This is a genomic window from Marinobacterium zhoushanense (assembly GCF_014641945.1).
In the GTDB taxonomy this organism is placed as follows: Bacteria; Pseudomonadota; Gammaproteobacteria; order Pseudomonadales; family Balneatricaceae; genus Marinobacterium_D; species Marinobacterium_D zhoushanense.
The window spans coordinates 59,332-79,540 of record NZ_BMIJ01000006.1 but is presented as its reverse complement, the minus strand read 5'-3'; the positions used below and the strand labels follow the sequence as shown (position 1 = coordinate 79,540).

The 20,209-nt window shown below is 57.7% G+C and carries 16 protein-coding genes, 1 tRNA gene and 1 other RNA gene; 14 read left to right on the top strand and 4 right to left on the bottom strand.

Features of this window, described 5'->3' with window-relative positions; genetic code table 11:
- Positions 1-61: 61 nt before the first annotated feature.
- Positions 62-847 (bottom strand): sulfite exporter TauE/SafE family protein, encoded by a 786-nt coding sequence (locus tag IEX40_RS14600; RefSeq protein WP_188749563.1) that lies wholly within the window; start codon positions 845-847, stop codon positions 62-64.
- Positions 848-1,132: 285 nt separating this feature from the next.
- Here IEX40_RS14600 and cysD point away from each other — a divergent pair, with 285 nt between their 5' ends.
- From cysD to nth, 11 genes are all read left to right on the top strand, one after another.
- Positions 1,133-2,050, top strand: coding sequence for a sulfate adenylyltransferase subunit CysD (cysD, locus tag IEX40_RS14595; protein ID WP_188749562.1), 918 nt, complete (start codon positions 1,133-1,135; stop codon positions 2,048-2,050).
- Positions 2,051-2,146: 96 nt separating this feature from the next.
- Positions 2,147-3,841: a sulfate adenylyltransferase subunit CysN gene (gene cysN, locus IEX40_RS14590; protein ID WP_188749561.1), complete on the top strand. Its 1,695-nt coding sequence runs from the start codon at positions 2,147-2,149 to the stop codon at positions 3,839-3,841.
- 161 nt (positions 3,842-4,002) lie between these two features.
- Positions 4,003-4,584, top strand: coding sequence for an electron transport complex subunit RsxA (gene rsxA / locus IEX40_RS14585; RefSeq protein WP_036182266.1), 582 nt, complete (start codon positions 4,003-4,005; stop codon positions 4,582-4,584).
- 13 nt (positions 4,585-4,597) lie between these two features.
- Entirely contained in the window at positions 4,598-5,194 is a 597-nt protein-coding gene (gene rsxB / locus IEX40_RS14580) for an electron transport complex subunit RsxB (RefSeq protein WP_188749560.1), read from the top strand.
- Positions 5,194-7,518 carry an electron transport complex subunit RsxC gene (gene rsxC, locus IEX40_RS14575; RefSeq protein ID WP_188749559.1) on the top strand — a complete coding sequence of 775 codons (2,325 nt, stop codon included), beginning with the start codon at positions 5,194-5,196 and terminating at the stop codon, positions 7,516-7,518. Before rsxB ends, rsxC begins: the two co-directional genes overlap by 1 nt.
- A 25-nt stretch (positions 7,519-7,543) precedes the next feature.
- The gene (gene rsxD / locus IEX40_RS14570; RefSeq protein ID WP_188749556.1) at positions 7,544-8,602 is read left to right on the top strand and encodes an electron transport complex subunit RsxD; all 1,059 of its coding nucleotides are present in this window, start codon (positions 7,544-7,546) and stop codon (positions 8,600-8,602) included.
- Positions 8,602-9,240, top strand: a complete 639-nt coding sequence (gene rsxG, locus IEX40_RS14565; RefSeq protein WP_188749554.1) for an electron transport complex subunit RsxG — start codon at positions 8,602-8,604, stop codon at positions 9,238-9,240. Before rsxD ends, rsxG begins: the two co-directional genes overlap by 1 nt.
- Positions 9,241-9,253: 13 nt before the next feature.
- On the top strand, positions 9,254-9,955 hold the full coding sequence (locus tag IEX40_RS14560; RefSeq protein ID WP_188749552.1) for an electron transport complex subunit E: 702 nt from the start codon (positions 9,254-9,256) through the stop codon (positions 9,953-9,955).
- Positions 9,956-10,104: 149 nt separating this feature from the next.
- Positions 10,105-11,100, top strand: coding sequence for a response regulator (locus tag IEX40_RS14555; RefSeq protein WP_229680774.1), 996 nt, complete (start codon positions 10,105-10,107; stop codon positions 11,098-11,100).
- Entirely contained in the window at positions 11,097-12,068 is a 972-nt protein-coding gene (locus IEX40_RS14550) for a sensor domain-containing diguanylate cyclase (protein WP_188749548.1), read from the top strand. The genes IEX40_RS14555 and IEX40_RS14550 overlap by 4 nt, the downstream gene beginning before the upstream one ends.
- A gap of 33 nt (positions 12,069-12,101) precedes the next feature.
- Positions 12,102-12,743 (top strand): endonuclease III, encoded by a 642-nt coding sequence (gene nth / locus IEX40_RS14545; RefSeq protein ID WP_188749546.1) that lies wholly within the window; start codon positions 12,102-12,104, stop codon positions 12,741-12,743.
- Positions 12,744-13,443: 700 nt separating this feature from the next.
- Here nth and yfaE read toward each other — a convergent pair.
- The 3 genes from yfaE to nrdA all read right to left on the bottom strand — a co-directional run bounded on the left by yfaE (position 13,444) and on the right by nrdA (position 17,201).
- A complete protein-coding gene (gene yfaE / locus IEX40_RS14540; protein WP_188749543.1) occupies positions 13,444-13,710 on the bottom strand; it encodes a class I ribonucleotide reductase maintenance protein YfaE in 267 nt (88 codons plus the stop codon).
- A gap of 14 nt (positions 13,711-13,724) precedes the next feature.
- Complete coding sequence (nrdB, locus tag IEX40_RS14535) at positions 13,725-14,855, bottom strand: class Ia ribonucleoside-diphosphate reductase subunit beta (RefSeq protein ID WP_188749541.1); 1,131 nt, start codon at positions 14,853-14,855, stop codon at positions 13,725-13,727.
- An 81-nt stretch (positions 14,856-14,936) separates the two neighbouring features.
- A complete protein-coding gene (gene nrdA / locus IEX40_RS14530; RefSeq protein ID WP_188749539.1) occupies positions 14,937-17,201 on the bottom strand; it encodes a class 1a ribonucleoside-diphosphate reductase subunit alpha in 2,265 nt (754 codons plus the stop codon).
- Between the two features lie 408 nt (positions 17,202-17,609).
- Here nrdA and IEX40_RS14525 point away from each other — a divergent pair.
- The 3 genes from IEX40_RS14525 to IEX40_RS14515 all read left to right on the top strand — a co-directional run bounded on the left by IEX40_RS14525 (position 17,610) and on the right by IEX40_RS14515 (position 20,181).
- Positions 17,610-17,693, top strand: a tRNA-Tyr gene (locus tag IEX40_RS14525).
- Between the two features lie 45 nt (positions 17,694-17,738).
- A non-coding RNA gene (locus tag IEX40_RS14520) (RtT sRNA) lies at positions 17,739-17,867 on the top strand.
- A gap of 121 nt (positions 17,868-17,988) precedes the next feature.
- Positions 17,989-20,181, top strand: a complete 2,193-nt coding sequence (locus IEX40_RS14515) for a hypothetical protein (RefSeq protein WP_188749537.1) — start codon at positions 17,989-17,991, stop codon at positions 20,179-20,181.
- Positions 20,182-20,209 lie beyond the last annotated feature (28 nt).

Genomic DNA, 20,209 nt, shown 5'->3' with positions numbered 1-20,209 from the left:
GGTGTTCCCCCGGAACTCTTAAGGTTCTTTCTTTGATTAACAGGCTTATTTCAAGTCAGGCTCAGGCCGACAGCACGAAGCGAAGTCCGATCGCCATCAACAAGGAGCCCATAATTGGCTGCATTAGCCGCGGTGACAACCGCGCCCCGATATGGCTGCCGACAAACACCCCCGGCAGCGAGCCGATCAACAGGAACGCCAGTAACTGCAGATCCACCCCGCCCATCTGGTAGTGCCCGGCGCCCGCTACCGACGTAAGCACCACGGCATGCACCAGATCGGTACCTACAATCGCGGGCATGGTCATACGCGGATAGAGCACGATCAGTAACGCCGTGCCCAACGCACCGGCACCCACTGACGACAGCGTCACCATGCCACCCAAGGCAAATCCGGTCGCCACTGTAATGGCCGGACGCCACTTGCGCAAACTCGATGCCAGGCCATTATCCTGGATCGATTCAGCAAAATCACGAATACGGGAGCGCAGAAAAACAGCGATCGAGGTCAACACCAGCGAGAAACCCAGTGTCAGATTCATCAGATATTCGATCTGCTCCAGGCCATCGAGACCCTCCAGATAGCTGAGCGTCAGCAGGCTACCCGGCAGCGAGCCCATGAGCAGAAAACCCACAATGCGCCACTGCACCAACTGCTTGCGCGCATAGGACCAGATGCCACCGCACTTGGTAACCGCCGCATACAGCAGGTCAGTACTGACGGCGACAAACGGCGGAATGCCGAACACCACGATCAGAATCGGCGTCATCAGCGCGCCGCCACCGATACCGGTCAAGCCAACCACCACACCGACAACCATTCCTGCTACTATGTACGCGAACTCCATGAGCTCAACCCTGTCCTGGATAAATATAGTCAGGCGGCAATATTAACGGTCTCGCTATATAACACAAAATAATTAATAAGAATTTTGTTATACGAATTCGCACTATGCGCTCTCAGACCGCTGACGAAGCGCTTATGCAAAAATGGAATTTAAGAATTTCCATTTATTCTTTTTGATTTTAAATAAACTCAGCGATAATCTCATCGCAAAATTGGCGGCGTAACGTCTATTGCGTATCACGCACCAAGACAGTTTCACAAACCTATCAGCTTGAAGAACCGAATGATGAACCAGTTACCGGAACACCGTTTGACCCATCTGAAGCAGTTGGAAGCAGAAAGCATCCACATCATCCGCGAAGTGGCGGCGGAGTTTGATAACCCGGTAATGCTTTACTCCATCGGCAAGGACTCCTCGGTGATGTTGCACCTTGCACGCAAGGCGTTCTACCCGGGCACCCCGCCCTTCCCGCTGATGCACGTGGACACCACCTGGAAGTTCAAGGAGATGATCCAGTTCCGCGACAAGATGGCCCAGGAAGCGGGCATGGACCTGATCGTCCACATCAACCAGGAGGGTGTCGACATGGGGATCGGGCCGTTCACCCACGGTTCCTCCAAGCACACCGACGTGATGAAGACCCAGTCACTGAAGCAGGCATTGAACAAATATAAGTTCGACGCGGCCTTCGGCGGCGCCCGTCGTGATGAGGAAAAATCCCGCGCCAAGGAGCGCGTATTCTCCTTCCGCGACAAGAACCACCGCTGGGATCCCAAGAACCAGCGCCCAGAACTGTGGAACATCTTCAACACCCGCATCGACAAGGGCGAGAGCATCCGTGTCTTCCCGCTCTCCAACTGGACCGAGCTGGATATCTGGCAGTACATCTATCTGGAGAGCATCCCCATTGTGCCGCTGTACTACTCCGCAGTGCGCCCCGTGGTGGAGCGCGACGGCATGCTGATCATGGTCGATGACGAGCGCATGCCACTGAACGACGGCGAAGTTCCGATGATGAAGCCGATCCGCTTCCGCACCCTGGGTTGCTACCCGCTGACCGGTGCCGTGGAGTCGGAAGCCGACACGCTGCCGGAGATCATCCAGGAGATGCTGCTGACCACCACGTCGGAGCGTCAGGGCCGCGCCATCGACCACGACAGCGCCGGCTCCATGGAGCAGAAGAAGATCGAAGGTTACTTCTGATCCCCTCCTCGCGAGGGTTGATCGAAGCCAGCTTTCTTTCAATACAGAATTTCGCCCGGCTTTTTTGCCTGACAACGATTTCGAACGAGTATAGATATGAGCCACCAATCCGAACTGATCGCCGACGATATCGAAGCGTACCTGCACCAGCACGAGAACAAGGAGCTGCTGCGCTTTTTGACCTGCGGTAGCGTGGACGACGGCAAATCCACCCTGATCGGCCGTCTGCTGCACGATTCCAAAATGATCTACGAAGATCAGCTGGCAGCAATCCAGTCCGACAGCAAGAAAGTGGGTACCACTGGCGAGGAGCTGGACCTGGCACTGCTGGTCGACGGCCTGCAAGCTGAGCGCGAGCAGGGCATTACCATCGACGTTGCCTACCGCTACTTCTCCACTGCCAAGCGCAAGTTCATCATCGCCGACACCCCGGGACATGAGCAGTACACCCGCAACATGGCCACCGGCGCGTCCACCTGTGATCTGGCGATCATCCTGATCGACGCCCGTCACGGTGTACAGGTACAAACCCGTCGCCACAGCTTCATCGTGTCACTGCTGGGGATCAAGCACACCATCGTCGCTATCAACAAGATGGACCTGGTGGACTTCAGCGAAGAGCGCTTCGAAGAGATCAAACAGGATTACATCCAGTTCGCCGAGCAGCTCAACCTGCCGGACATCCGCTTCGTGCCGATCTCGGCACTGAAGGGCGACAACGTGGTCAACGTCTCCGAGAGCACCCCCTGGTACGCCGGCGAGCCGCTGATGGCGCTGCTCGAGAACATCGAGATCGCCAACGACATCAACATCGAAGCCCTGCGTTTCCCGGTCCAGTACGTGAACCGTCCGAACCTGAACTTCCGCGGTTACTGCGGCACCCTGACCTCGGGCATCGTGCGCCCGGGCGATGAGATCACCGTGCTGCCCTCCGGCAAATCCAGCAAGGTCAAATCGATCGTCACTTTCGACGGCGAGCTGCAGGAAGCCTTTCCGCCGATGTCAGTCACGCTGACGCTGGAGGATGAGATCGATATCTCCCGCGGCGACATCATCGTCCACAAGCACCACAAACCTGAGATCACCCGCCGCTTCGATGCCCACCTGGTATGGATGGCAGAGCAGGAGCTGGTGCCGGGCCGCACCTACGACATCAAACTGGCCGCATCTCGCAGCGCCGGCACCGTCACCGCGATCCGCCACCGTATCGACGTCAACACGCTGGAGCAGTCGCCGGCGGCCACCCTGGGGCTGAACGAGATCGCCCGCGTCGAAATCGATGTCGAGCGTGAGCTGGTCGCCGATGACTACCGTGAACACGCCGGCACCGGCTCGTTCATCATCGTCGATCGCCTCAGCAACGCCACCGTTGCCGCCGGCATGATCATCGCTGGTGATTTCGCCGGTGCCGATGACTCGATCTACGTGGCGCCGGCCATCGGCACCGAAGAGCGTGCACGCCGCTTCGGCCAGCACCCGGCTATCGTCAGCATCGAAGCCAGCGACAACAGCACCGCGCTGCTCTATACGCTGGAGAAGCGCCTGTTCGACCGCGGCCGCATGCCGCTGGTAGTCGCCGAGACCTCCCTGCCGGGCAAAGCCGAATCTGCCGCAGCGGTCAGTACGCTGCTGAAAGATCAGGGCTTTATCGTGCTGACCGACGTCAAGGCAGAGGGTGCGCTTAGCGTTGCATACTCCGCCGGCGCCGACCTGGTACTGGATGCCGATCAAAGCCTGGGCTCGCAGGTCGACAGCATCGTCAAGACGCTGGCCGCCGCCAAGCTGATCTGATCAGCGACAGCTATACGCGGGATACCCAAACCGCGCCGCGACAAGGCTAAGCCCGGATCTTTACGAGTTCCGGGCTTAGCCTGTTGCATCAAATTGGGTAAAATCGCAGGTTTCCCAATAAGCGGTCGCACTGGATGCGGCCTGAGGTTACGACAGGCGTTATGACCGATTTCCTACTCATCCTGATCAGCACGGTGCTGGTCAACAACTTTGTGCTGGTCCAGTTTCTCGGACTCTGCCCCTTTATGGGCGTGTCCAACAAACTGGAAACGGCGATGGGTATGTCGCTGGCAACCACCTTCGTGCTGACGCTGTCGTCGGTGTGCAGCTATCTGGTCTACACCTACCTGCTCAAGCCATTCGACCTGACCTACCTGCAGACCATCTCGTTCATTCTGGTGATCGCCGTGGTGGTGCAGTTCACCGAGATGGTGGTGCACAAGACCAGTCCTCTGCTGTACAAACTGCTGGGCATCTTCCTGCCGCTGATCACCACCAACTGCGCCGTATTGGGTGTCGCACTGCTCAATATCAAAAAGCAGAATGACTTCATCCAGTCGATCGGCTACGGCTTCGGCGCCGCTGTCGGCTTCTCGCTTGCACTGGTGTTGTTTTCCGCCATTCGCGAGCGTGTCGCCGTGGCCGACGTGCCGGTGCCGTTCAAGGGCGCGGCCATCGGCATGGTTACCGCCGGGCTGATGTCACTGGCGTTCATGGGTTTCACCGGCCTGGTACGGTTCTGAGACAGGAGTTGAGATGAGCACCGTACTGACAGCCGTTATCGTTCTATTCCTGCTCGCTGCCATATTTGGCATCGTGCTCGGCTACGCCTCCGTGCGCTTCAAGGTTGAAGGCAACCCGATCGTCGATCAGATCGACGCCATCCTGCCGCAAACCCAATGCGGCCAGTGCGGCTATCCGGGTTGCCGCCCCTACGCTGAGGCGATTGCCGGCGGCGATGCGATCAACAAATGTCCTCCAGGCGGCCAGACCACCATCGATGCGCTGGCCGACCTGCTCGACGTCGAAGCGGTACCGCTGGACGCCGAGCATGGCGAGGAGAAGCCGCGCTCTGTCGCCTATATCCGTGAGGATGAGTGCATCGGCTGCACCAAGTGCATCCAGGCCTGCCCGGTGGATGCGATCCTCGGCGCTGCCAAGCAGATGCACACCGTAATCATCAGTGAATGTACCGGCTGCGACCTTTGCGTCGAGCCCTGCCCGGTTGACTGTATTGACATGATCCCGATCGAAACGACACCCAATACCTGGAAATGGCCTGAGCCACCAAGCCCCATGCAGCTGATTGCCACCGACCGGGGACGCGGCGTAGCCGCTTCGGAGGCGCCCTGATGTCCAAGGTGTTCTCATTCCACGGTGGCATCCACCCGCCCGGCAACAAGAAGCGCTCGACCCGCGCCGCGATTGGCAAAGCACCACTACCCAAGACGCTGGTGGTACCGATGCAGCAGCATATAGGCGGTCCGGCCGACCCATTGGTCAAGATTGGCGACCAGGTGCTCAAGGGACAGCTGATCGCCGAACCGATCAGTCGCATCAGCGCCGCTATCCATGCACCGACCTCGGGCAAGGTGGTGGATGTGGCCGCCTACCCTATTCCGCACGCATCGGGCCTGAGCGAAGAGTGCATAGTGATCGAGTCCGACGGCGAAGATCGCTGGATCGAGCATCAGGGGCTGGACGATTACCGGCAGCTGAGACGGCAGGACCTGATCGAGCATATCCGCAACTGCGGTATTGCCGGCATGGGCGGCGCTGGCTTCCCTACCGACGTCAAGCTCCATTTGAGCGAAGACCATATCGTCAACACGCTGATCATCAACGCGGCGGAGTGTGAGCCCTACATCACTGCCGACGATATGCTGATGCGGGAACGCGCGCACGAGGTACTCGGCGGTATCGAGATCATCGCCCACCTGCTGCGCCCCAGCCACGTGCTGATCGGCATCGAGGACAACAAGCCCAATGCCATCCACGCACTGGAGGCGGTGCTCAAGGATACCGAGCTGAATATCGATATCGTGGTCGTCCCGACCAAGTACCCCTCCGGTGGCGAACGCCAGCTGATCAAGCTGCTGACCGATCTCGAGGTTCCCAGCGGCCGCATTCCGGCCGATATCGGTATCGTCTGTCAGAACGTCGGTACCACTGCCGCGGTTTACCGCGCGGTACATTATGGTGAGCCGTTGATATCCCGCATCGTCACCGTTACCGGCGATGCCGTGCTCCATCCGCGCAACCTGGAAACCCTGATCGGCACCCCGTTCAGCACCCTGCTCGAAGCTTGCGACCTGCGCCCGGAGGCGCTGTCCAAACTGGTGATGGGCGGCCCGATGATGGGCGTAACGGTCGAAAACGATCAGATTCCGGTAATCAAGACCACCAACTGCCTGATCGCGGCCACCGCTCAGGAGATGCCGCTCGCTCCGCCGGCGCAGGCCTGCATCCGCTGTGGCATGTGTGAACAGGCCTGCCCCGCGGAACTGTTGCCGCAGCAGCTGTATTGGTTTGCCAAGGGGCGAGAGTTCGACAAGGCCAAGCATCACAACCTGTTCGATTGCATCGAGTGCGGCGCCTGCGCCTATGTCTGCCCCAGCAACATCCCGCTGGTGCAGTACTACCGCTACGCCAAGTCGGAGATCCGTACCGAGCAGCGCGACCAGCAGAAAGCCGACCACGCCCGCCAGCGGTTCGAGGCGCGCCAGGCACGACTCGAACGCGAGGTGGCGGAGAAAGAGGCACGCCGCAAGGCAAGAGCCGAAGAGGCCGCCAAAGCCCAGCAGCAGAAAGCCGCGACACAGAGCGACGCCAGTCCGCAGCCAGCCGCTGCTGCCGAGCCCGATGCCAAGCAGCTTAAAACAGCTGCAGCGGTCGCACGCACCAAACTGAAAAAAGCACAGAAAGCCTACGACGAAGCCGTCGGTACCAATGCGGATAACCTGGCAGAGCTGGAAGCAGCCCTGAACGACGCCCGCAGCAAGGCGGAAGCGGCTGAAAAAGCACTGGCGGCAGGAGCTCCTGCAACCGAAGAGGGCAGCGGCGACGACCTCAAGCAGCTCAAAGTCGCCGCTGCAGTGGCGCGTACCAAGCTCAAAAAGGCCCAGGACGCATTGAAGAACGCCGAAGATAAAGGACTGGATGGCGTCGACAAGCTGCGCGCCACCCTGGTCACGCTGGAGAACAAGGCGGAAGAGGCCCAGCAGGCTTACGAACAGGCGGCAAACAAGCCCGCCAGCCCATCGCCAGCGCCCACTGAGGAGAAACCGGCCGAGGTCGACATCAAAGCCCTGAAACAGCAGGTGTCGATCATGCGCACCAAGCTGAAGAAGGCCGAATCAGCTCTGGACGGCTGCGAGGATGAAGCGGAAATAGCCCGCATGAAAACCGAGGTCAATGAGCTGAAACAGCGCTTCGAACAGGCGACAGCGGAGTTCGACAAGGCCGAGCAGGCGCTGATCGAGCGCGCTGCTAAATCCGGTATCGACCTCAAGCAGCTGCGCATCGACGCGGCAATGGCCCGGGCGGCGGTTACCAAGGGTGAGCGTTCGTTGAGCAAGGCGGACAACGATGACGAGCGCAGCCAGATCGAGCAGGAACTGACCAGCGCCCGCGCCAAAGCCGACGAACTGAACCTCACACTGAGTCAGTATGAATAACCTATTATCCAAGGATCTGTGATCGATGGCGCTTATTCGCTTAAGTTCGCCCCATGTTTCTAAGGCCAACAGCACCGCCAATGTGATGCGCCTGGTGCTGATCGCCACCCTGCCCGGCATCCTGGCGATGACCTTCTTTTTCGGCTGGGGCACGCTGATTCAGATCGCCCTGGCCTGTTCTCTGGCACTGGCGTTTGAAGCGGCCGCACTCAAACTGCGCAAACGCCCGCTGGGCTTTTTCCTCAGCGACGGCAGTGCACTGGTGACCGCAATACTGCTGGCTGTGGCCATCCCCCCCTTCTCCGCTTGGTGGGTCACCGCAACCGGCATCTTCTTCGCCATCGTGATCGCCAAGCACCTCTATGGCGGCCTCGGCAACAACCCGTTTAATCCGGCGATGGTGGCTTACGCCCTGCTGCTGGTCTCTTTTCCGGTTGAGATGACGCGCTGGACCTCGCCGATGACACAACATGGCGGCGGCTGGGAGATTGCCGGGTTCATCGACACCCTGCAGGCGATCTTCGGCAGTGTCGACGCCGTCTTTTACGACAGTTTCACCGGCGCCACCCCACTTGATGTCTTGAAGCATCGCGGCGGTCTGACCACCGAGGAGCTCTGGCGCCAGTCCGATGTTCTGTCTAGCGGCGTTGGCGCCTGGTACGCCGTCAGTGCAGCCTGGTTCATGGGTGGTATTTTCCTGCTTTCACGCAAGATATTCACCTGGCATGCCCCACTGTCGATGCTGATCGCGCTGTTCCTGACCGCCAGCGCATTTTACGGCTTTGACCCGGACAACTACGTCAACCCGGTGGTGCACCTGAGTGTCGGCGCAACCATGCTGGGCGCCTTCTTTATCGCCACCGATCCGGTCACCTCGGCGACCAGCAACAAAGGCAAGATGGTGTTCGGAGCCCTGCTCGGCGTGCTGATCTACGTGATCCGCACCTGGGGCAACTACCCGGATGCCGTCGCTTTCGCCGTGCTGTTAATGAACCTCTGCGCGCCGTTTATCGACCAGTACACCCAACCGCGCAGCTTTGGTCATACACGCGCCAACCGGGGCATGAAAGGGAAGAATCAGTAATGGCAGAGATGTTGAGCGCTGTTCGTCGCAGCACCCTCGGAATCGGCATTTTTGCGATTGTGACGGCAGGAGTTATCGCTGCCACCCAAGTTGCCACCAAGGAGAGAATCGAAGCCAACATTGCCGAGGCGGAAGCCAAAGCCCTGTACGAGATTCTACCCCGATCACTTGATGACCGACTCCATGAGCACCGATTGGATATCGAACCCACGCCGGAACTCGGACTGGAGCAGACACACCACGCCTGGCAGGCAATAGTGGATAACGAGGTGCATGGCATCATCCTACAGGTTACCGCACCGGACGGTTACAGCGGCGACATCCACCTGCTTGTCGGCATTAACCGCGACGAAAGCCTGGCCGGCATCCGCGTCACCAGCCATAAGGAAACGCCAGGACTGGGCGACAAGATAGAACCCTCCAAATCCAACTGGCTCGATGGCTTTATCGGCCAGACGATGGACGGGGCAAACGACAGTAGCTGGGCGGTGAAGAAAGACGGCGGACGCTTCGATCAGTTCACCGGCGCCACGATTACGCCAAGGGCCGTGGTTAACGCTGCTGGACGCGCAATTCACTATTTCCGTGCCCACAAGGCGCAACTGCTCACCCCCGTAGCCAAACAGGGCGACGAATAACAGGAGCAACAGCATGAGTGTCGATTATCGTAAAATCACCCTCAACGGCCTCTGGCACAACAATCCGGCCCTGGTACAGCTGCTAGGCCTATGCCCCCTGTTGGCAGTTACCAGCTCCGTGGTCAACGCACTGGGACTGGGTTTGGCGAGCACTCTGGTACTGAGCAGCTCCAACCTGACAGTATCCCTGTTCCGCCGCCTGGTACCGGAAACGGTTCGCCTGCCGATATTCGTTATGATCATCGCATCATTCGTTACGGCGATCGAACTGCTGATGCAGGCACTGACCTACGAGCTCTATCTGATCCTCGGCATCTTCATCCCGCTGATCGTGACCAATTGCGTGATCATGGGACGGGCAGATGCCTTTGCCGCCAAGAATCCCGTATCGGCATCGGTTCTCGACGGCCTGATGATGGGTGTCGGGTTCACCAGTGTTCTGGTGGTACTGGGCGCCCTTCGCGAAATACTCGGCACAGGCGCCATATTCTCCAACATGCATCTGCTGTTCGGCGAGGGCGCCCGTGACTGGATGATCGTGCTTGCGGATCACTACGAGGGGTTCCTGTTTGCCATTTTGCCACCGGGGGCGTTTGTCGGCCTCGGACTGTTGATAGCACTCAAGAACGTGATCGACGCACGTGCCGAAGCCAAACGCAGCACTGCACCCAAGCCCGAGAGTAGCGGCACTAAACGTGTAAGGGTAACTGGCTGAATCCTATCTGGTTATTACTTGACCAAAGGGGTCATTTATATTCAAATACTTGGCTTCTTCCGGCAGGCCATTGGCGGCGAGTGGCGGAAGCCGAGCATAGCGATAAAAACTACAAGTCCAATATCAGCCACACCCATCAAGGAGCTATGGTGAGTGCGCCTATTCCCGTTCTGATCTGCGACGACTCCGCGTTTGCACGCAAGCAGATGGTACGCGCGTTGTCTGAATGGAATGTCACCATCACCGAGGCGAGCCACGGCCTGGAAGCCCTGGAAGCGGTTCGTGCCGGCAAAGGCCACCTGCTGTTTCTCGACCTGAACATGCCGATCCTTGACGGCTATCAGGTACTTGAGCGCATCCGCTCCCAAGACCTGCAGACCCTGGTCGTGGTCGTTTCCGGCGATATTCAAAGCGAAGCACGCGAACGGGTAATGGCGCTTGGTGCCCTCGGCTTCATCAACAAACCCATAGACGCCAAAATCCTGCGCGACGCCCTGGGCGAATATGGCCTTGCCGACGAACTGGAGCACCGTTCGAAGCTTGCAGTCGATAACGCAAACAGACAGGCCACCCTGGAAGAGCTTTATCAGGAACTCTCCAATGTGGCGATGGGACGCGCCGGCGCCCTGCTCTCCGAACTGCTTGGTGTTTTCGTTCAGCTCCCGGTTCCCAAAGCAAGAATCAACACTGCGGACGATATAGCGGTCCTGCTTGAGCAGCTGCGTTTAGAGACCAACACCAGCGCGACGCTGTGCCAGGGCTTTATTGGCCCCGACATATCCGGCGAAGCGCTGCTCATATTCGACCAGCACAGCCTGGAAGATATGGCCCGCCTATTGGGCAGCGATGACGAGCTGACTGCAGCACGACAGCACGAGATGTTGCTGGATGTGGCCAACGTTCTGATCAGCGCCTACCTGGGGGAGCTGGGTCGACAGATCGATATCGACTTCAGCCAGGGCACCCCGGTTATTTTGGGGCAGCACTACCACCTACCTGAGCCGGAAGCGCTCCGACGCTGGAAACGCACACTGACCATCGAGGTCGGTTACAGAATCGAGGGGTTCAATATCAGCTGCAACCTGTTGCTGCTGTTTACCGAAGACTCCATCGACGCACTGAACGAGAGGGCGAGATACCTGTGACGGAGCACAACCCACACCATGAAAAGACGCTCAGCATTGATGAGTTTCACTGGCATATAGGGCTGCTACAGAACCTGGACGTGGGACTGATCGTGCTGGATGAGCGGTATCGCGTCCATCTATGGAATACCTTCATGGCCAACTATTCGGGTCTTTCCGACTCTGAGGTGCGTGAGCGTAACCTGTTCGAGCTGTTTCCAGATCTACCCTCCAGCTGGTTCAAACGTAAGCTGGACACCGTCTTCCACCTGCGAAATCGCGCGTTCATCACTTGGCAGGAGCGTCCCTGGCTGTTCAACTTCAAGCCTAACCGCCCCTTTACCGGCAAGGCGGCACAGATGTATCAGAACGTGACCCTGATACCGCTTACCTCGCCCGACGGCGAGGTACGTCAGATCGGCATTCTGATCTACGATATGACCGATGCCGCCGTGAGCCATAAGGACCTCCAAGCCGCCAATCAGGAGCTGGCACGCCTGAGTAGGACAGATCGACTCACCGGCCTGCATAACCGGGGTTACTGGGAGGAGTGCCTGCAGCATGAATATGACCGCTTCCTGCGCAGCAGTCGTTCCAGCAGCCTGATCATGCTCGATATCGATCACTTCAAGCAGATCAACGATACCTATGGCCATCAAGCTGGCGACCAGGTGATCCGTTCACTGGCACGTCTGATCAGCGAACATATACGCTCTACCGACAGCGCAGGACGCTACGGCGGCGAAGAGTTCGGCATTCTACTGCCGGACACCTCCGACTCTCATGCCGAGGTACTGGCGGAACGCCTACGCCGCGCAGCTCAGGAGAGCAAGATCTATTACGGCGACGAAACCATACGTTTCACCCTCAGCCTGGGCATCGCCGAAAGCCAGATCGACGATGCGCATTACGAAAACTGGTTAAAGCGCGCGGATGATGCGCTCTACCGCTCGAAACAGAACGGCCGTAACCAGACCACTCTCGATTAATTCACTGCCGCCATCCGACAATCGAAATACCGCATGAATGCCGACAAACGCTATCAGATCTTCTCTCGACTACGCGAACAGAACCCCCACCCCACCACCGAGCTGGCCTACGACTCCCCATTTGAGCTGCTGATTGCCGTCATACTCTCAGCCCAGGCCACCGATGTCGGGGTCAATAAGGCTACGGCCAAACTCTTCCCCATCGCCAACACGCCAGAGGCGATTCTGGCGCTGGGGGTCGACGGACTGAAGTCGTACATCAAGACGATCGGCCTGTTCAACAGCAAGGCAGAGAACGTCATCAAGACCTGCCAGATACTGATCGACCTTCATGGCGGCGAAGTACCCGAAACCCGGGAGGCGTTGGAGAAATTGCCGGGGGTCGGCCGCAAGACCGCCAACGTGGTGCTCAATACGGCGTTTGGCCATCCCACCATGGCGGTGGATACCCACATATATCGCGTCTCCAACCGCACCCGTATAGCCCCGGGCAAAACGGTACTGGAGGTGGAGAAGAAGCTGCTCCGCTTCGTACCCAAAGAGTTCCTCCAGGATGCCCACCACTGGCTGATTCTGCACGGCCGCTATGTCTGTACCGCCAGAAAGCCCCGCTGCGGCGCCTGCATCATTGAAGACCTATGCGAGTTCAAGGATAAGACAGAATACAACGATTAAGCGGTTACACAGCGCCCCGGGTTATACCCATTTTCTGTTGATAAAACTGTGAACAACGCGATGAAAACAGCCGCTAAACGGCATGATTCCTAGGCCCGACACAAAGTGTCGTCTTCCTGACCAGAGCTCTTTAACTGCTTGTTTTGTATGTGAAAGGCAAAAAAATTATTTTGAAATCAAGTATTGACGTAGATCTTTTTTTCGCTCTCGCACTCGCGGTGGATAAGCTGTCTGGCGCAGGCGCTTGAGTGCGCCAATCTTGAACACCGGCATCCCCATCGCGGAGCATCATGCCTACGACTCCGGATCCGGCCCGAACCATGCCCGTCAGCACGCCCTTTCGCGCCCAGATCACGCGCACCAATATCATCCCCGGCGTTGAAAATAATGCCCCGACGAGGAGCCGACAATACTCACAGATTCTGTTGATAAAACAGTGGGTAGTTTCTGGAACAACCGCGCCAGCGCGCGTATTTACTGGCTTTTCAGCAATTGACGCTTATTCCACCAGGCAAGATATAGAATATAAATATCAATGAGTTAGAGCGTTCTTACCGAATGCGGGCAGTACTGGAAACGATTTGTGCACAGCCCGGCCGAAGCACTGACCCCGCTGTGAAGAAGTCAATACCCCGACAGGGATTTCTTTCGTTTATTCGATACTAATCCGGCAGACAGAGCCGATATGAAAAAGCCCGACTCAAGGGTCGGGCAATTCGATTTCAATATGGCCTTTGGGTCGACAACAGCAGGTCAGTATCTCGTCATCATCCAGATCTACCAAGCTGTCCTGAACCGGCTCCACCTCTCCATCGATCAAACGCACCTTGCAACAGCCGCAATAACCGCCACGGCAGTTATAGGGCGCAGGTATCTCCTGCGCCTCAAGCGCGTCCAGCAGCGAGAACTCATACTGATAGTAGAAGGTGTGGAAATTATTAACCTTGATACGGGGAATACCGGACATCCACCACACCCTTCCTATAGGTCGAAGCCGTCGAAATCTTCCGAATCGACGTCGTTATCGATCTGGCCCACCAGATAGGAGCTGATCTCGGACTCCTGCGGCGCAACCTGAACGTTGTCGCTGACAAGCCAGGCGTTCATCCACGGCAAGGGGTTCTGACGCGACGGGAAGATATCCTCCAGCCCCAGCGCCTTCATCCGCACATTGGTGATGTACTCGACATAATCGCCCAAAATGCGCGCATTCAAACCGATCATGGAACCTTCACTGAACAGGTATTCCGCCCAGTCCTTCTCCTGCTGCGCCGCCTCTTCGAAGATCTTGTACACCTGCGGCTTGCACTCCTCGGCGATCTGCTTGAAATCGGGGTCGTCGGTACCCGACTTCATCAGGTTCAGCATATGCTGGGTACCGGTCAGGTGCAGCGCTTCGTCACGTGCGATCAGACGAATGATCTTGGCATTGCCCTCCATGATGGCACGTTCGGCAAAGGCGAAGGAGCAGGCAAAGCTGACGTAGAAGCGGATCGCCTCCAGCACATTCACCGATACCAGCGTCAGGTAGAGGGTGCGCTTGAGGTTGTACAGCGTGGCATCGAGATCCTTGCCACCGATACGATGCACACCAGGCCCATGCACCGTATACACCTGAACCAGCTCGATGAACTCGTCGTAGAGACGGGTCACCGATTCGGCACGGCGAACGATCTCCGGGTTGGTCACGATCTGGTCGAACACTGCCGACGGCTCGGTGACGATGTTACGGATAATGTGGGTGTAGGAGCGACTGTGGATCGTCTCGCTGAACGCCCAGGTCTCGAACCAGGTCTCCAGCTCCGGCAGCGAAACGATCGGCAGGAACGCTACATTGGGCGAGCGCCCCTGCACCGAGTCGAGCAACGTCTGGTACTTCAGGTTGCTCAGGAAGATGTGCTGCTCATGCTCCGGCATCTTCTGGAAGTCTTTACGATCGGTACTCAGATCGACCTCTTCCGGACGCCAGAAGAAGGAGAGCTGCTTCTCGATCAGCTTCTCGAAAATCGGGTATTTCTGCTTGTCGTAACGCGCTACGTTAACGCTACGACCAAAGAACATCGGCTCACGAGTCGCGTCATGATCGCTCGGGCTGAAGGTAGAGTAGGCCATTCAATCCTTCCTGAATGCAAAGCGGGGAGCGCCCTCCCGCTCAAGAGCGGGAGGGCCGGTTAGTTCCGTCTGACAAAACGATCAGAGCTTGCAGGCACCGCCTTCACACCCCATGTCATCGTGCGAGTCTTTCGCACCGTCGCGGGTGTTATGGTAGTAAAGCGTCTTCACGCCGTACTTGTAGGCGGTCAGCAGGTCTTTGAGCAGCTGCTTCATCGGCACCTTGTCGCCCGGGAACTTGCTCGGGTCGTAGTTGGTGTTAGCCGAGATCGACTGATCGACGAACTTCTGCATGATACCGACCAGCTGCAGGTACCCTTCGTTGTTCGGAATCGACCAGAGCAGCTCGTAGTTGTCTTTCAACTGCAGGAAGTCCGGTACCACCTGCTTCATAACGCCATCCTTGCTCGACTTGACCGAGACAAAGCCACGCGGCGGCTCGATACCGTTGGTCGAGTTGGTGATCTGGGATGAGGTTTCGCACGGCATCAGCGCGGTCAGCGTGCTGTTGCGCAGACCGAACTCGCGGATATCCTCGCGCAGAGTCTCCCAGAAGTAGTGCAGCGGCTCTTCACAGAAATCATCGACATCGCGCTTATAGGTGTCGATCGGCAGCAAGCCCTGAGCATAGGTGGTTTCGTTGAACTTCGGACAGGCACCCATCTCCTTGGCCAGCTGGTTGGACGCCTTCAGCAGATAGTACTGAATCGCCTCGAAGGTTTTGTGCACCAGGCCATTGGCGGAGCCATCGGAGTAACGCACACCGTGCTTGGCCAGGTAGTAGGCGAAGTTGGTCACGCCAACCCCCAAGGTGCGACGTCCCATGGTGGCATTGTAGGCCGCCGGTACCGGGTAGTCCTGATAATCGAGCAGACTATCAAGCGCGCGCACGATCAGGTCAGACAGGTTCTCCAGCTCGTCCAGGTTCTCCAGCGCACCGAGGTTAAACGCCGACAACGTGCACAGGGCAATCTCGCCGTCCGGATCGTTGACATCCTTCAGCGGCTTGGTCGGCAGCGCAATCTCGAGACAGAGGTTGGACTGCTTGACCGGCGCCACTTCCGGATCGAACGGGCTGTGGGTGTTGCAGTGATCCACGTTCTGCACATAGATACGGCCGGTAGAGGCACGCTCGGAGGCCAGCAGACCGAACAGCTCGACCGCCTTCATAGTCTTCTTGCGGATGCTCGGATCCTGCTCGTACTTGACGTAGAGACGCTCGAACTCATCCTGATCGGCGAAGAAGGCGTCGTACAGGCCCGGCACATCGTGCGGGCTGAACAGGGTGATGCTTTCGCCCTTGATCAGGCGCGTGTACATCAGCTTGTTGATCTGCACGCCGTAGTCGATATGGCGTACACGGTTTTCCTCGACACCGCGGTTGTTCTTCAGCACCAGCAGGGATTCCACCTCCAGATGCCAGATCGGGTAGAACAGCGTTGCCGCACCACCGCGCACCCCACCCTGGGAGCAGGACTTCACCGCGGTCTGGAAGTGCTTGTAGAACGGGATACAACCGGTGTGGAAAGCTTCACCGTTACGGATCGGGCTACCCAGGGCACGAATGCGACCGGCATTGATACCGATACCGGCACGCTGGGAAACGTACTTCACGATCGCCGCCGCGGTGGCATTGATGGAGTCCAGACTGTCATCAGTCTCGATCAGTACGCAGGAGCTGAACTGACGCGTCGGCGTGCGCACGCCGGCCATGATCGGCGTCGGCAGTGACAGTTTGAACAGCGAGGTCGCGTCGTAGAAACGCTTCACATAGTCCAGGCGCTTCTCTTTCGGGTAACCGGAGAACAGGCAGGCCGACACCAGCATGTAGAGCAGCTGCGGACTTTCATACACCTCACCGGAGACGCGGTTCTGCACCAGATACTTGCCTTCGAGCTGCTTCACTGCCGCGTAACTGAAGTTCATGTCGCGGCTGTGATCGAGGTAGGCGTTGAGCTCATCGAGCTCCTCGCGCGAGTAATCGGTCAGCAGGTGCTGATCGTAGCGCTTATCCTCGACAAGCTTGACCACGTGATCGTACAAGTGCGGCGGCTCGAAGCTGCCGAACGCACGCTTGCGCAGATGGAAGATCGCCAGACGCGCAGCCAGATATTGATAATCGGGCGCCTCTTCAGAGATAAGGTCAGCCGCTGACTTGATCAGCGTCTCGTGGATATCGGAGGTCTTGATACCATCGTAGAACTGCAGGTGGGCCTTAAGCTCAACCTGTGAAACCGAAACATTTTCCAGCCCATCTGCGGCCCAGATGATGACCCGGTGAATCTTCTCGAGATCGATCGATTCCCGCCGCCCGTCGCGTTTGGTTACCATCAGATCTTGCTGCATGCCCATCCCTCAGTCGAAAGCGTGGATAACAACCGAAGGACCAGTTTCGAGCCGGTCCTTCAGCCGATAATTATTGGTCGTTATATTCGATGCCACGCCTTTGTATACCAGTGGTCAAAAAACCACCAAAGCACAACATCTAGTACGACTTCTATTTAAGAGCACTAAATATAGTGAGCATCCGGTTTATTTCAAGAGTTGAATTTCATCGCAAGTGGAGGTAGGCGACCACTCCAAACTCAACAAAACCGCGCAATTGCAGGGCTCCAACGGCGGTGCAGGATACAGAAGATTTTTTTTCATTCCAGCACCATTTTTCACACATCCCATGCACGTCAAAAAAGCCGGTTAATATCGTCGATGGACGCTTTACAAGCACACGCCATAGCTCTAACATACGCGCCCTCTGGTGAGGTTCCCGAGTGGCCAAAGGGATCAGACTGTAAATCTGACGCGCGAGCTTCGGTGGTTCGAATCCACCCCTCACCACCATTGATAATGTAGACAGAGCCCTGCCTTGTGCAGGGCTTTGTTTTTTCCACCTGAATCTCCGGGTGGATGAGAACCGCCGAAGGTGGTTCGAGCCGAGCGCCAACAGCGCGAGACGACGTTGAGCTGCAGCGCAGCACAACGGCCCGAAGGGGTACAATCCACCCCTCACCACCATTGATTATGTAGACAGAGCCCTGCCTTATGCAGGGCTTTGTTTTTTCCGTCCGGTTGCAGCCCTCCCCTCTACTGCCAATACTGTTAGTAAACCCTGTTCCAAGCCGGGAGTTACCTGGCGATGTTTTCTCCGCTGACCGTACTACTGCTGGTGCTAATCTACATGGGCGTGCTGTTCGCACTGGCCCAGTGGGTAGAGCACCGAATCGCGACCGGCCGTTTTCGTTTTACCTCCCGCTGGCCCTATGTGCTTTCACAAGCGGTTATCTTTACCTCCTGGACCTACTACGGCAGTGTCGGGTTTGCCGCCGCATCGGGCCTGCAGTTTATGGCTATCTACCTGGGTACCATGTTGGGCTCATCGCTGGTTGGCGTGATATCGATACGGATAGTGCGCGCCAAGGAGGTGTACCGCATCACCAGCATCGCCGACTTTATCGCCACCCGCTACCGTCATTCACAGTCGATCGCAGCGCTGGTTACGCTGATTGCGCTTTTTGGCCTGCTGCCCTATATCGCACTGCAGATCAAGGCGGTGACCGATTCGCTGAGTGTCATTGCCCCCGGCCAGGGAGGAGAGGCCGAGTGGAATATGGCGGGCCTGCTGGTCACCGTTCTGATGATCCTGTTTACCATCCTGTTCGGCGTCCGCAGGCTCGACCCCACCGAAAGACACCAGGGCATGATCGCCGCCCTGGCGGTGGAGTGTGTGGTCAAGCTCGGCGCCATGCTGATCATCGGTGGCTTTATCACCTTCCACCTGTTTGATGGTCCCGGCGATATCTTTCAGCAGCTCAGACAGAGCGGTAACACCACGGTTCTCAGCCCCGGTACCGGCGAACACGCCCCGGTCGACTGGATAACGCTGATCCTGCTGGGGTTTGCCGGCTTTTTCTGCCTCCCCAGACAGTTCCATGTCGCGGTGGTCGAAAACAGCGACAGCAGCCACCTGCGGACTCTGATATGGGCCATGCCCCTCTACACCCTGCTGATCAGCCTGTTCGTTATCCCGATCACCGGCGCAGGCCTATTGCTGGGTATTCCCGCCGAACACGGCGACCGATTCATGCTGATGATTCCGCAACTGGCGGACAGCCAAACCCTGACCCTTTTGTCGTTTCTAGGGGGATACGCCGCTGCCACCGGCATGATCCTTATCACCACGATGACGCTGGCCACCATGGCTTCCAATCACCTGATACTCCCCCTCTGCGAACGCCTTCCTGTGCTCGAAGCCTTGCGTAGCTGGGGGCTGCAACTGCGCTGGGCCATGGTTGCACTGATTCTGGGCGGTGCCTACCTGACCGCCCTTGCGCTGGGCCAGTCATACATTTTGGTCGCCATGGGGGTAATCTCATTCGCCGCCGTTCTGCAGTGTGCTCCGGCCATGTTAATCGGTCTGTTCTGGAGAGGCGGTAACAGTCACGGCGCTTTCTGGGGACTGGCCTGCGGCTTCGCACTCTGGTTCTACACCCTGGTGCTGCCCGCATGGGTTGCCGAAGGCTGGCTCAGCGCTCAGATTCTGACGGATGGACCTTTCGGCATCGCCCTGCTCCGCCCCCAACACCTGTTTGGTATGGAGATATTTTCTCCGCTCAGCCACAGCGTATTCTGGTCATTAATATTCAATATCGTGGCCTATTGGCTGTTCAGCCGACTCTTCCACTCCGACAAAACCGAGCGAAGGCTAACGGATGAACTGCTCGAATGTATGCGCGGCAATCCTGTGCATACACGCGCACGTCCCACCGGCATGACTGCTTATATCGACCTGGAACCCAAAATCACCGAAGCCCAATCGGTACTGACCCGTTACCTACATCCAAACAAAGTCAGAAGCACACTCAACCTGCTGCGCGAAAACCTCCAGACGGGTAACAGAAAGCAAATTACCGTTATCGAATTGATGGAGTTCCACCGCATGCTGGAGCGCTTGCTCGCCGGCTCTATCGGCGCAGCAGCTGCACACAGTGTCGTCGCCAACGGCGTCCGCTACTCGGAGCGTGAAGAGTCCGACCTGAAGGCACTCTACAGCCATCTGTTCAGCGAGCTACACCCCACGCTTGAAAACCTCGAAGAGTCAAAACGGGACCACCAGGCGGCAGATCTTTCACAACTGATCGCATTGCAGCGCCGGATTGAACAACTGGAGCGTGAGAATGAACAGCAGCGCAAAGGTCTGGATGAACTCAACCAGCGCCTGGATCAGGAGTATAAGAAAGCATTCGAATTGCGCGTCAGCGAGCAGAAATTGAAGCAGGAAAACAGTGTTCTGAAAGAACAGCTGCTGCGTGAGGAAAAAGGCTCCGACTGAGCCCTTCCCTTACGCTGGAGATACCAGG